Source organism: Terriglobus sp., from assembly GCF_965201105.1.
In the GTDB taxonomy this organism is placed as follows: Bacteria; Acidobacteriota; Terriglobia; order Terriglobales; family Acidobacteriaceae; genus Terriglobus.
The window spans coordinates 2,729,371-2,742,060 of the sequence record NZ_OZ241741.1 but is presented as its reverse complement, the minus strand read 5'-3'; the positions used below and the strand labels follow the sequence as shown (position 1 = coordinate 2,742,060).

The window sequence follows — 12,690 nt, the reverse complement described above, 5'->3', positions numbered from 1 at the left end:
GAGCTATCTACATAAGAGTAAGGTGCCCGATAGCGGGTTACGAAAAGGGGTATGTATGTTACAGAGTTCAGGAAGCAAGCGCGCAGGTGCGCTTTTGGCCGCGGTTGTAACGGCCTCAATGGCGGGAGGCTTGTGCAATGCGCAAACGTCCGGCAAGCACATGGCCTCAGACCAGGATAGGCAGTTTCTGCAGGACCTGGGAAAAGATAGCAACTTCGAAATCAAGACCAGCCAGCTTGCTCTTGAAAAGAGCCAGTCCGCTGACGTGAAGCAGTACGCCCGCATGGTCGTGCACGACCATGACACGATCAAGGTCAAGATCGCAGCGGCAGACAAAGCTGCTGAAACTTCTGCCGTGAGCCCAACCGACATGACGCCGGACAACCAGTCGACCGTGGACAAGCTGAGCAAGCTCAGCGGCACCGATTTCGATAAGGCCTATGTTCAAGAGCTCGTGAAGGGTAATCAGAACATTGAGCAGGAAGAGTCGTCAGAAGCCAAGAGCAGCACTGTTCCGGCCGTGAAGTCGCTGGCCATGCAGAGTGCATCGACGGATAAGAAGCACGCCGCGCGAGCCAAAATCCTCGCGAAGGCGCACGACGTTCAGAGCTAACGAAGCTTGACCCGCGGTGTGGGGCGACACCGACACGTTCCTGCGGCTCAGCTTATCGCGCCGCAAGGACGACCGTTGCGAGCAGGAGGGTCACTACGCGAATGCGATGGAGGTTGTCCCATTGCTTCGCGTCGGTTTTCCAGGACGGGTAAGCGGATTTCATTTTGCTAACCGCGTGTTTCGCGGAACCAACATCGTAAGTGTGACGGCCAGCACCAGTAACTGCAAGAGCAGGGATGCCGTCGCGCCGTTCCACGAAAGATCGCCGTGCCGAAGCCGAAGGAAAGCGAACGTACCTGTCAGCAGAAGTGTAATGGCATACCAGGGCGGCATAAACGTACCGAGCCGGCCCGCGAAGCGCGGTACGGTACTCACCTGTTGCGCCTCGGGCAGCGCGCGCAAAACCGGTTCCACAAACACGGCTACGCATAGCTCATTGCCGGACATGAGCGCCAGCGATAAAAGAGTGATCGTGCCAAGGGCGAACATGCTCTTCGGATGGAGCGATGACCAGCCGCGACTCAGAAAGATCCGAGTGCTCAACGTGAGGACTCGAATAGGTTTGCCTGCATGCAGACCTGGTCGGAGGCGGACGGCTTTTTCAGTCCGGCGGTGCGGCCCTGCACGGACAGGCCGCGCGGCTGGGCAGCAAAAGACTGGGGCGCTGAGGATTTCGGATCGCCGGCATCACGGGTCAGCAGGGCGTCGGTTAGGCGTTCATGTAAGCCATAGCGCCGGCAGCTTGCCTGCACGAGAGCGTTGAGGCGCTCGCGATAAGGGCGGTCGGCGAAGTCCATGTTGCGGAAGCGTTGGAGGTACTCGGCCTGCAGGTGCGGAAAGTGGTCGCGCACGAACTGGAAGTAGGTCGGCCGCGAGCAGCTTTTTAGGAAGAGCGGCATGGCGGCGAAGAAGCTTGCATCCACCTCTTTCGCGAGTTGGGCCATGCGGTCGATTTCTGTCGGTCCGTCCGTGATGCCGGGCAGCAACGGCGAGTTCAGAATGCCGGTGCGGATGCCCGCCTCCCGCAGCCGCTGGACGGTGCGCAGGCGCAGGTCGGGTCGGGGTGCGCGGGGCTCCAGCTTGCGGGCCAACTCCGCGTCTGGCGTGGTGATGGTGATGTGGACGACGAGGGTGCTGCGGCGATCAATCTCCTGCAGCAGGTCGATGTCGCGTTCAATGAGCGTGGATTTCGTGACGATGCCGAGGCGCAGGCCGTCGCGGCGCGCCATTACCTCAAGCAGGCTGCGCGTAACGCCGGTGCGGCGCTCGATGGGCTGCCACGGGTCGGTCGCGGTGCCGAGCGCGATCTCTTCATGCAGGCGGTTCTGGCGAGCCAGGCGGCGAAGGTCCTGCTCAAGCAGCCAAGCGGCGTTCTGCTTCACGAAGATTTCGCGTTCGAAAGCTTCGGGGGCGCGGAGTCCCGGCTTAACGGCCTGGTCGTCGCCGGGTGCGCTTTCCAGGAACTCGTGGGTATAGCGCGCGTAGCAGTAGCGGCAACCAAACTCGCAACCACGATAGGGATTGATCGACCAGGCCATCCAGTGGAGGCGCTTTGAGACGGATTTGTTGAGGATGGAACGGCTTTCAAGGGCGCGGAAACGGACGTCGTGACCGACGTCGATCTGTTCCGCATCGGCAGCGGCGCGGCCAAGTGCGGTAAGGCGCTGACCGGCCAGAATGGGGAACAGCGTGTCAGGTTTCGCCTTTTCTTCGTCCATACAGAACAGCGTAGGCCCGTACCGCACCATTCGTCAAAGCCGGAAAGTTACCGCTACGGTTTGGGCGCGGGTGTGGGACCGGCTGAGGCAGTTTCGCCGTTCACCGTGGGCCAGCCATCGCGGTAGTTGATGCGGTCGAGCAGAAGCAGCCGGCCTTCATCGCGGTGGGTGGGGTCGATGGCGTGGTACAGGATCCATTCCTGGCCGGCGCCGTCGGTGACCGTGGAGTTGTGACCGGGGGCAAGCCAGGTGTTATTGGCCTGGAGGAGTACGCCGTTGGTGCCCTTCGACGCAAACGGGCCGAAGGCGCTGCGGGAGCGGGCGACCATGACAGCGTAGTGGGCGTGTTCGCCGCAGCAGTTGTCGCCGGAGAAGTAGAGGTAATACCAGCCGTCATGAAAGGTGGTCCAGGCACCCTCGACAAGGCGGCGGTAGTTCTCGTCGCCGCCGCCGGGGACAGGTTGGATCAGGGCCGTGGGCGTGGTTCCGGGTTTGAAGTGGAGGCGGTCTTCGGTGAGCTCCTGCACCTCTATGGGCTGAAAGCCGGAGCCCCAGTAGAGCAGGTGCTTGCCGGTGGCGGGGTCGTCGAAGGCCATGGGATCGATGTCGATGAAGCTTTTGCCGCAGAGCAGGGGCGCGCCGGAATCTACGAACGGGCCGGCGGCGGTACGACTGGTCGCGACTCCAAGACACATGCCCTGCACGCCTTCGCCGGGCTTGCCGACCGTGCTGCCGTTGCTTTCGGCGGCGTAGTACATGAAGTAAGTCGAGCCGAAGCGGTGGACATCAGGCGCCCAGAAATTTTGCTTCTGGTTGGCCCAGGTGGGCTTGACCGGAAGCGCGTCGCCGAGGCGCGTCCAGTGGACGAGGTCGGTCGAGTGCGCGATCTGGATGTTTGCCTGCGGATGGTCACCACGGGTGCCGTAGACCCAATAAGTGCCGTCAACGTCGCGCAGGGCGGTGGGGTCGGGAAAGTTCGCGGCGATGACTGGGTTGGTGTAGGTGGGCTGCTGGGCGCGGGTGAGTGCTGGGAGCATGGCAGCGACGGTGATGAAAGCGGCTGCGATGCGGCCAAGAGGATGCGAACGATGAGCGGGCTGTCGTGATGGCTTGGGCACGGCACGATTGTAGAGTGCAGGCGAAAGATAAACAGGAAGTTGCAGCGTGAGAGCCAGCATACGGGTTCGTCGCTGGACCGAAATGCAGGTTCTCCGCTGTGCACCCACAATGAAGCTATGGGTGCCCCGGTCGAAATGACAGTGCTTCTAATGAGCGAAAACTGGTGGACAGAGCCCGGGTAGCGGAGATTACTCGGCGTGGTAGTTGGGAGCTTCGCGGGTGATGACGACGTCGTGGACGTGGGACTCGCGGAGGCCGGCGCCCGAGATGCGGACGAAACGCGCGTTCTGCTGCAACTCCGGGATGGTGGCACAGCCAAGGTAGCCCATGCCGCTGCGCAGGCCGCCGACAAGCTGGTAGACCATGTCGCCGAGCTGGCCACGGTAGGGTACGCGGCCCTCGATGCCCTCGGGAACGAACTTGGCGAGCCGGTTGGCGTTGCTGGGCTCGGGTGCGGTCAGGCTTTTTTGTTCCGCGAGCGGGCTAAGGTCGTTGGTGCTTTGGAAATAGCGCTCGCCGGAACCCTGAGACATGGCGGAGAGCGAACCCATGCCGCGGTAGGCCTTGAACGTGCGGCCCTGGTAAAGGATGGATTCACCGGGCGACTCATCAACGCCGGCGAAGAGCGAGCCGATCATGATGACCGAGGCACCGGCGGCGATGGCCTTGGTGATGTCGCCGGAGTACTTGATGCCGCCGTCGGCGATGACGGCGATGCCGGCTTCCTGCGCGGCGCGGGCGGCCTCCGCAATGGCGGTGATTTGGGGCATGCCGGCGCCGGTGACCATTCGCGTGGTGCAGATGGAGCCGGGGCCGATGCCGACTTTGACGGCGTCCGCGCCGGCGTCGATCAGGGCCTTGCAGCCGTCGTAGGTGGCGATATTGCCGGCGAGCAGGTCGACTTCGGGAAAATGCTTCTTAACTTCGCGGACGGCTTCGAGCACGCGCGAGGAGTGGCCGTGCGCGGAATCGATGGCGAGAGCATCGGCGCGGGCTTCGACGAGGGCGGCGGCGCGTTCCAGGTAGTCACCCGTTGCACCGATGGCGCCGGCAACGCGCAGGCGGCCCTGCTCGTCCTTGCAGGCGTTGGGGTACTTGAGCTTCTTCTGGATGTCCTTAACGGTGATGAGGCCCTTGAGCTCGTAGGCGTCGTTCACCACCAGGAGCTTTTCGACGCGGTGCTGGTGGAGGATGTGCTCGGCTTCATGAAGCGTGGTGCCGACGGGGACGGTGATGAGGTTCTGCTTGGTCATCACATCGGCGATGGGGATGTCCGTCTCGTTGACGAAGCGGAGGTCACGGTTGGTGAGGATACCGACGAGCTTGCCCTTGTTGGTGACGGGGACGCCGGAGATCTTGTAGCGGCGCATGACTTCAAGCGCGGCGGCGATGGGCTGGTCGGGTTCGATGGTGACCGGATCGACTATCATGCCGGATTCGGAGCGCTTGACCTTATCGATTTCGCTGGCCTGCTGCCGGATGGTGAGGTTGCGATGGACGACGCCCATGCCGCCCGCCTGGGCCATGGCGATGGCAAGGCGCGACTCGGTGACGGTGTCCATGGCCGCGGAGAGCAGCGGCGTGTTCAGGGTGATGCGGCGGGTGAGGCGCGTCGCGGTGGAGACCTGGGCGGGAACGACGTCAGAGAAGGCGGGGACGAGCAGGACGTCGTCAAAAGTAAGGGCTTCCGGTACGGGTACAACGAGCATACGGTTCTTGGCAGTGTAGGCCGGGGTGGGTGGGAAGGCAAACTGGGGTGCTTAGGTAAGAAGTGCAATTCAGAATAGATTGTCAAAGAAGTTGATAAAGCTTTTCAACATGGACAAGGCTTTAGCGAATGGTCTCGGAAGCCGATTATGCGGCATTCCGAGAATGGGTGCGCCCGAGTTTGTTCTGTGACACGCGCAAGAACAACGAACTGGCCGAGGGCCAGCATATTGGACACAGCAAGCGTTATGCCTGCCCGTAGCACACATTACGCTCGGTTCATGTAGGGACACCGCACTCATCTGCGTAATAGCGTGTTGCCGGGAGTTCCAGGCAAGCCATTCCTTCAGTTGAAATTCGTATCGGTCCCATTCGGCACGTTGATTGACTACAGCGCGCTTACGTGCGCGACGTATCCATGCTGAACGCATACTTGCATGCCGAAGAGATCTTCGTGCATTCATCCTGCTCTTGAAAGACAAGTAGCTTATGACCTCCAAAATTCGACAGAGTTGAATGAAGTGGGCATCTCGCCGTCTCGGTTCCGAGGCATAATCCGACCCGTTGCTGGTAGCGCGTTCAGACTACTGTGGGAGCAAGGGAAAGAGCTAATAAATCCGTTTGGTCTGATGACGAAAATGAATGCATAGGGGATTCGGTCAGCAGTGCGTCTCAAAGCGGGCGGCTGAGGTGAACACGACGATATGCATCAGCGATGGCGATTTGCCATTTCATGTCTCAACGTTTCCCACAAGTTCCTGCCTCGAGGTCTTCGTCTAGCGTGGTGAGGCGGCGATCCAACTCTTCGCGCTGCGCCGCCGTGATTGAACGTGCTCGCTCTTGAGGCTATCCCAAAGCTGTGAGATGAGCGCGAGGCGCTCCGGTCGGGTCAGCTTCTGGAGTTCCGTAGGAGTAAGCAGTGCCATAAAGGGAGAGGGTACGAATTTCATCGAGGTGACGCCCAGCTGATTCGGCGAGTCCGGCCGCACGCTGGTATGTGAGGCTTTTATTACCTCGGCGGCTAAAGCCGCAATCGGGTTGTGACCTGTTGCTACCTCGGCGGCTAAAGCCGGTCGAGCTTGTGCTTCGCACTCGCGCGGAAAAGCGATCCTTCGCTGCGCTCAGGATGACACTGTACGTGGTCCTTGATGGCTCTGGAGTTTACCGCTGCCACGGCCCCACTGTCCGCTCAGAGAGCGCGCAAAGAATGGGGCACGTGACTTCAGTGGCGGTTCGCCCACGTTAGCCGCAAAGAGCGCGGCGAAGGGTGGGGCACGGTGCTGTTGGGTAAGCGGAGCTCGCTTATGGAAGCTAGCTGGGTGCTTAGCGGGTGGAGGCGCGCTGGTCTGTTGCTGGTTGCCCGTTGAGGTACTGTTCGAACCAGTCGGCGGAGCGGATGTTGCGGTCGCGGATGTGGGTGGGGTTGACGAAGCCGTGGCCTTCGGCGGGGTAGATGACGAGTTGCGACTTCACGCCTTCGGCGCGGAGGGCGTGCCAGAACTCGTAGCTTTGGGGCGCGGGGCACTCGCCGTCGCGGTCGCCGACGATGACCAGGGTGGGCGTGGTGACCTGCTTGATGTAGGTAATGGCGGAGCTCTTCTGATAGACGCTGGGGTCGTCGTAGACCGAGGCGCCGAAGAACGGGACCATCCACTGGTCGATGAAGTTTTCGCCGTAGTAGCTGAGCCAGTCGGAGATGCCGGCGCCGGCGACGGCGGCGTGGAAGCGGTGGGTCTGGGTGACGCCGAACATGGTCATGAAGCCGCCGTAGCTCCAGCCGGTGAGGCCCAGGCGGTTGTCGTCGACGGGGTACTGTTTTTCGACCTGGTCGACCCCGGCGAGGATGTCGCGGAGGTCGCCGTAGCCGAAATCCTTGCGGTTGGCAGCGGTGAAAGACTCACCCTGGCCGAAGGAGCCGCGCGGGTTGGGCTGGAAAACAAAATAGCCGAGCTGCGTATAGAGACTGCCGCCAGGGTTACCAAAGGAGGGGCCCACCTCCGCCGACGGCCCGCCGTGGACCGAGACAATCATGGGGTACTTCTTCGACGGATCGTAGTTGGCAGGCAGACTGAGCCAGCCCTGCACGTGGAAGTTGTCGTTGTTCCACTCGATGGAAACGGTCCTATTGGTGGACTTGACGGCGTCGTTGAGGTGAGTGACCGGGCGGATGCCGCGGAAGTCGCCGGCGTAGATTTCGGGTGCCTTGTCAGGGCCGGAGGACACGAAGGCGACGGCGCGCGCGCTGGGTGCGAACGAGAACGAAAGCGAGGCGCGGCCGCTGCCGATGGACTGCGGCTCGGTCCAGCCGGAAAAGAGCTCTTTCTTGTTGGTGCCGAGCAGGCCGAGGTGGGATTTGCCGGAGACGTCTTCCGAGAAGACGATGTGATCGGGGTCGGCCCAGGCGAGATAGACGGGCGTGGACTTACGGCCGGGCGTGAGGTCCTGGAGTCCGGAGCCGTCTGCGCCCATCAGGTAAATGTCGCCACCGGTGGAGCCCTGGTCGCTCATGAGGCCGCCAATGAAGGCGATGTCGCGACCGTTAGTCGAGTAGCGCGGCACCGCGATCTGCAGGCCCTGCAGGGACGCGATGGTGTGTTTGGGATTGAGGATGCTTTTTGCCTGGTCCGGTTGGCCCACGGGCACGGTGTACATCTGAGCAATCCACCAGGTGTTTTCGCCGGGCGGGTTGGAGGCGGTGAAGGCGATGTGCTTTGCGTCGGGTGCCCAGTCGAATTCGTAGGCGTGAAGGGTTTTCGGGGTGAGGACCGAGAGTGCGCCGGTGTGGGCGTCGGCGGCGGCGACCCACTGGACCTCGACGCCGTCCTCGCCGATGACGCCGGCGGGTGGTTTCATGGCGGCGAGTGCGCCGGCGGCGCGGGTGGCGTTTTCAACGTAAAGGAAGGCGATCGACGAGCCGTCTGGTGCCCAGGCGGGCGAGGTCATCGCGCCCGTAATGTGCGTGATCTGCTTCACCGATCCGCTCGCGTTGTCACGTAGCCAGAGTTGCGGCTGGCCGTCGGCGCAGGTTGCGGTGAAGGCCAGGGTCTTGCCGTCGGGCGACCAGCGCGGGTTGGAGGCGGAGCAGCCTTCGCCCGCGGTGACGGTGGTGTCTTCGGGTTTGGGGTTGTCGATAGGGCTGATGTGCAGACTCCCGCCACCGCCGCCGCGGCGTCCGCCACCGGATGCGCCGCCGCCGCCGTAGAGGGTCCAGGCGATCTGCTTACCGTCGGGAGAGATTTCGACCGCGCCGGGCTGGCGCAATCCGGTGTTGCGCTGCGCTTCCATGGCCTGCATGGCCGCGGCAACACGCGGACTGGGCTGGGCCAGGGTCATATCCGGGGCCTTTTGAGGCGACTGAGCGACAGTGGTAAGCACTGGGACAAAGGCGAGGGCGGCGAGGAGAGCGCGGCGGGGCGCGGTCGCAAACGTCATGATGAGAGGATAGCGAATATCGGTGCGGCAGCGCCGCTGATATGGCGATTCGCCGCGCATGACCTTGCACCACGCAGTCCGCTGATCGGCCGAGCGAAAGTATTATCGTGCGCCGAGTGTATTTTTCCGGCGTTCTTCGGGGGTGGCGTAAAACTTACGAATCTCGTCGGCTGTGACGCGGAGGATGGAACTGCCGGAGATAATGGCGGCGATCTCGTTATCGGGGCGGCCGTTTTTGCGAAGAACTTCGATCTCGTCGGAGAACATACCGATGATCTGAGCAAGCGGAAAGCGTTCGGGCGGCATACGTGCGGCGGTGCGCAGGGCTGCCTGGGCCTTCATTGCTTCTTCGAGTGGGTAGCTCTGGTCCTCGGGGCGGGTGTTTTCGCCGGGGCTGGCTGGCGCTTCACCGGGTGGGGTTGTGTTGTAAGACCGTTCGTTCTGGACGTCATCCGCCATGGTGTGCGTACCTCCTGTAGACGACAGAGATGTGGCGAAGCTGTGGAACGTTGCGCTGCGGTGCATGTTGACGCTCCGGGGCCAGCATTGATAGAGTGAGAAGGTTGTGAAGTCTCCGAAGTGCGCCTGCGGCAGGGTGCGCGTGGGAGGGGTCTCGCGGAGCGTGTCAGAGCCGCTTCAGATGAGATCAGGCCGGCAGCACGCCTCAAGTGAGGAATCCGGCTCCAGATGCCAAAGTTTTAGCAGATTTCGGTTCAGAGCAGTTCCACGTTCTTACGTTCGATTCAGGAGTTCCGAGTGCCTACGTTTCATCAGCTTGTGAAGAAGGGGCGCACCGCGCCGAACTACAAAACGGCCAGCCCCGCGCTGCAGGGATCGCCGCAGCGCCGTGGCGTGTGTACTCGCGTATACACCCAGACGCCGAAGAAGCCGAACTCGGCGTTGCGCAAGGTTGCCCGTGTTCGCCTGACAAACGGCATTGAGGTCACCTCGTACATTCCGGGTGAGGGTCACAATTTGCAGGAGCACTCGATCGTGCTGATCCGCGGTGGCCGTGTGAAGGATTTGCCAGGTGTTAGGTATCACATTGTGCGCGGCACGCTGGATTCGGTGGGTGTTGCGAAGCGCTTGCAGAGCCGTTCGAAGTACGGCGCGAAGCGTCCGAAGGCCGCGAAGTAGTTCGTTGTTCGTCTTTCTCTCGTTCCTAAGCTCTCGTTTCGTTGCTTGGTTTTTGGGGCAGGAGAGCGGGGGCAGCGAAGTACGAGAGCGACGGTTTAACCAAGCCCAGATGCTTGAGAGGTTTACGGCGCTGGGGGAAGAAGAAAAGAGAAGAGATGCCAAGAAAAGGTCATATTGCCAAGCGTGAGGTCGTCGCCGATCCGGTGTACGCGTCCACGCTCGTTACGAAGTTCGTGAACAGCATGATGTGGGGCGGCAAGAAGTCGACCGCGCAGGCAATTTTTTACGAGTCCATGACCAATCTGGAAGCAAAGGGCGGCGGAGACGATGCCCTGAAGCTGTTCAAGAAGGCCGTGGAGAACGTGAAGCCGCTGCTGGAAGTGAAGAGCCGCCGTGTGGGCGGTGCGAACTACCAGGTGCCGATTGAAGTAAACCCGGAGCGCCGCACGTCGCTGGCGATCCGTTGGCTGGTCACATTCTCCCGTTCGCGTGGCGAGAAGGGCATGGTTGACAAGCTGACCGCCGAGTTACTGGATGCCGCAAATGGCCGGGGCGCCGCGATGAAGAAGAAGGAAGATGTGCACCGCATGGCCGAGGCGAACAAGGCCTTCGCGCACTACCGCTGGTAATTCAAGTTTAGAGTTCCCAGTCGTGAGTTGTGAGTGCGCCGGCGTCCTGACGCCGGCGTATTCGCAGGTAAGGCGGACTGTTACGACCGGGTTACAAAGGCCGGCGCCTTACGTTCACGCGGAGCTTGCAACTCGCAACTGACAACAGAACACACCGCGGAGCCCGGCTCCGCAGAGAGAACACACAACGTGGCACGCACAATTCCGCTGAATAAATGCCGCAACATCGGCATCATGGCCCACATCGACGCCGGCAAGACGACCACGACTGAGCGCATCTTGTTCTACACCGGCGTGAATCACCGCATCGGCGAAGTGCACGAAGGCACCGCGACCATGGACTGGATGGAGCAGGAGCAGGAGCGCGGCATCACGATTACATCGGCCGCGACGACCTGCATGTGGAACGGCATTCGCGTCAACATCATCGACACACCCGGCCACGTGGATTTTACGGCCGAGGTGGAGCGCTCGCTGCGCGTGCTGGACGGCGCGGTGGCGTGCTTCGATGCGGTCGCGGGCGTACAGCCCCAGTCCGAGACGGTGTGGCGTCAGGCGACCAAGTACAAGGTGCCGCGCATTTGCTTCATCAACAAGATGGACAAGAACGGCGGCGACGCCGAGTACGCGACAAAAACTATTCAGGACCGCCTTGGTGCCAAGGCAGTGCTGGCGCAGATCGCGATTGGCGCTGAGGCTAAGTTTGCCGGCGTCGTCGACCTGGTGCGCATGAAGGCGATCCTCTGGCACGACGAGACCATGGGTGCGGAGTACTCGGTTGAAGAGATTCCGGCCGACCTGAAGGACAAGGCACAGGAGTTTCGCAACGCGCTGATTGAGGCCGTGGCCGATCAGGACGATGCCCTGATGGAGAAGTATCTGGAGGGCGAGGAGCCGACCGAGGCGGAGCTGAAGTCGGCAATCCGGAAGGCGACGATCGGCATGCACATCTTCCCGGTGCTAATGGGTTCTTCGTTCAAGAACAAGGGTGTGCAGACGCTGCTGGACGCGGTGGTGGATTACCTGCCCAGCCCGCTCGACATCCCGCCCATGATCGGCCACGATCCTGAGGACCCGGAGAAGGAGATCATCCGCAAGCCGGATGACAGCGAGCCGTTCTCCGCGCTTGGATTCAAGATCATGACCGATCCGTTCGTCGGCCAGTTGATCTTTATTCGCAACTATTCCGGCACGCTCAAGACTGGCGACTCGGTGCTGAATCCGCGTACGCGCAAAACGGAGCGCATTGGCCGTCTGCTGAAGATGCACGCGAACAAGCGCGAAGAAATCAATGAGATCCTTGCAGGCGACATCTGCGCCGCGGTCGGTCTGAAGAATCTGGTCACGGGTGACACGATTTGTTCGGACCGGTCGCCGGTGGTCCTGGAATCAATCGACTTCCCCGAGCCAGTGATTGAAGTCGCGGTGGAGCCGAAGACCAAGGCCGACCAGGAGAAAATGGGCATGGCATTGGCCAAGCTCGCGCAGGAGGATCCGACTTTCCGCGTGCGCACGGACCAGACCAACGGTCAGACCATCATCTCCGGCATGGGCGAACTGCACTTGGAGATCATCGTCGACCGCATGATGCGTGAGCACAAGGTCGAAGCGAACGTCGGCAAGCCGCAGGTGAACTACCGCGAGACGATTCGTACGAACTCGGAAGCCGAGGGCAAGTACATTCGTCAGTCGGGCGGTTCGGGTAATTACGGCCACGCGAAAATTCGTATTGAGCCAAACGAAACCGGCAAGGGGTACGAGTTCTCGAACGACACCAAGGGCGGTTCGATTCCAAAGGAGTACATCAAGCCGATCGATCAAGGCATCCAGGAGGCGATGGCCGGTGGTGTGCTCGCCGGGTACGAGATGGTCGACATCAAGGTGTCGTTGTATGACGGCAGCTACCACGATGTGGATTCGAACGAAATGGCATTCAAAATTGCCGGTTCCATGGCGTTCAAGGAAGCCGCTCGCAAGGCGAAGCCAGTTCTACTGGAGCCGGTAATGGCAGTCGAAGTGACCGTGCCGGAGGACTACATGGGCACGGTAATCGGCGACCTGAATTCGCGCCGTGGCCGCATCGAGGGCATGGAAATGGTCGGTGGCGTGCAGGCGATCAAGGCGACGGTGCCGCTCAGCACCATGTTCGGCTACGCCACGAACCTGCGTGGGTCAACGCAGGGCCGCGGCAACTTTACAATGCAGTTCGCGCAGTATGAGGAAGCACCGCGCAACGTGAGCGAAGAAATCATTGCCAAGGTGCAAGGGCGCGAGAAGTAGCCAGGCTCTCGGAATGACGACGTGGTAAGGTGCGCTCTATATCGTGACGATTGCG

General features: G+C 61.5%; 10 protein-coding genes. 4 read left to right on the top strand and 6 right to left on the bottom strand.

Annotated elements, in window-relative coordinates; all coding sequences use genetic code 11:
• The first annotated feature begins 22 nt into the window (after positions 1-22).
• A complete protein-coding gene (locus ACOFKT_RS11990) occupies positions 23-613 on the top strand; it encodes a DUF4142 domain-containing protein (RefSeq protein WP_419804223.1) in 591 nt (196 codons plus the stop codon).
• 159 nt (positions 614-772) lie between these two features.
• Here the strand turns inward: ACOFKT_RS11990 and ACOFKT_RS11985 are convergent, their stop codons facing one another.
• The 6 genes from ACOFKT_RS11985 to ACOFKT_RS11960 all read right to left on the bottom strand — a co-directional run bounded on the left by ACOFKT_RS11985 (position 773) and on the right by ACOFKT_RS11960 (position 9,114).
• Positions 773-1,156 (bottom strand): hypothetical protein, encoded by a 384-nt coding sequence (locus ACOFKT_RS11985; RefSeq protein ID WP_419804222.1) that lies wholly within the window; start codon positions 1,154-1,156, stop codon positions 773-775.
• Positions 1,153-2,331: a radical SAM protein gene (locus tag ACOFKT_RS11980; RefSeq protein ID WP_419804221.1), complete on the bottom strand. Its 1,179-nt coding sequence runs from the start codon at positions 2,329-2,331 to the stop codon at positions 1,153-1,155. The genes ACOFKT_RS11985 and ACOFKT_RS11980 overlap by 4 nt, the downstream gene beginning before the upstream one ends.
• Before the next feature lie 53 nt (positions 2,332-2,384).
• Positions 2,385-3,449: a glycoside hydrolase family 43 protein gene (locus tag ACOFKT_RS11975; RefSeq protein WP_419804220.1), complete on the bottom strand. Its 1,065-nt coding sequence runs from the start codon at positions 3,447-3,449 to the stop codon at positions 2,385-2,387.
• 189 nt (positions 3,450-3,638) lie between these two features.
• Entirely contained in the window at positions 3,639-5,159 is a 1,521-nt protein-coding gene (guaB, locus tag ACOFKT_RS11970) for an IMP dehydrogenase (RefSeq protein ID WP_419804219.1), read from the bottom strand.
• A gap of 1,321 nt (positions 5,160-6,480) precedes the next feature.
• Entirely contained in the window at positions 6,481-8,589 is a 2,109-nt protein-coding gene (locus tag ACOFKT_RS11965) for a S9 family peptidase (protein ID WP_419804218.1), read from the bottom strand.
• A gap of 102 nt (positions 8,590-8,691) precedes the next feature.
• Positions 8,692-9,114: a hypothetical protein gene (locus ACOFKT_RS11960; protein ID WP_419804217.1), complete on the bottom strand. Its 423-nt coding sequence runs from the start codon at positions 9,112-9,114 to the stop codon at positions 8,692-8,694.
• Positions 9,115-9,345: 231 nt separating this feature from the next.
• Between ACOFKT_RS11960 and rpsL the strand changes: the two genes are divergently transcribed.
• From rpsL to fusA, 3 genes are all read left to right on the top strand, one after another.
• On the top strand, positions 9,346-9,726 hold the full coding sequence (gene rpsL / locus ACOFKT_RS11955; protein WP_419804216.1) for a 30S ribosomal protein S12: 381 nt from the start codon (positions 9,346-9,348) through the stop codon (positions 9,724-9,726).
• A 155-nt stretch (positions 9,727-9,881) separates the two neighbouring features.
• The gene (rpsG, locus tag ACOFKT_RS11950; protein WP_419804215.1) at positions 9,882-10,355 is read left to right on the top strand and encodes a 30S ribosomal protein S7; all 474 of its coding nucleotides are present in this window, start codon (positions 9,882-9,884) and stop codon (positions 10,353-10,355) included.
• Positions 10,356-10,544: 189 nt separating this feature from the next.
• A complete protein-coding gene (gene fusA, locus ACOFKT_RS11945) occupies positions 10,545-12,635 on the top strand; it encodes an elongation factor G (RefSeq protein ID WP_419804214.1) in 2,091 nt (696 codons plus the stop codon).
• Positions 12,636-12,690 lie beyond the last annotated feature (55 nt).

Coding starts and splice junctions, on each gene's coding strand:
- ACOFKT_RS11965 (WP_419804218.1), bottom strand. CDS start 8,589: ATGACGTTTGCGACCGCGCCCCGCCGCGCTCTCCTCGCCGCCCTCGCC.
- guaB (WP_419804219.1), bottom strand. CDS start 5,159: ATGCTCGTTGTACCCGTACCGGAAGCCCTTACTTTTGACGACGTCCTG.
- rpsG (WP_419804215.1), top strand. CDS start 9,882: ATGCCAAGAAAAGGTCATATTGCCAAGCGTGAGGTCGTCGCCGATCCG.
- ACOFKT_RS11960 (WP_419804217.1), bottom strand. CDS start 9,114: ATGCACCGCAGCGCAACGTTCCACAGCTTCGCCACATCTCTGTCGTCT.
- ACOFKT_RS11980 (WP_419804221.1), bottom strand. CDS start 2,331: ATGGACGAAGAAAAGGCGAAACCTGACACGCTGTTCCCCATTCTGGCC.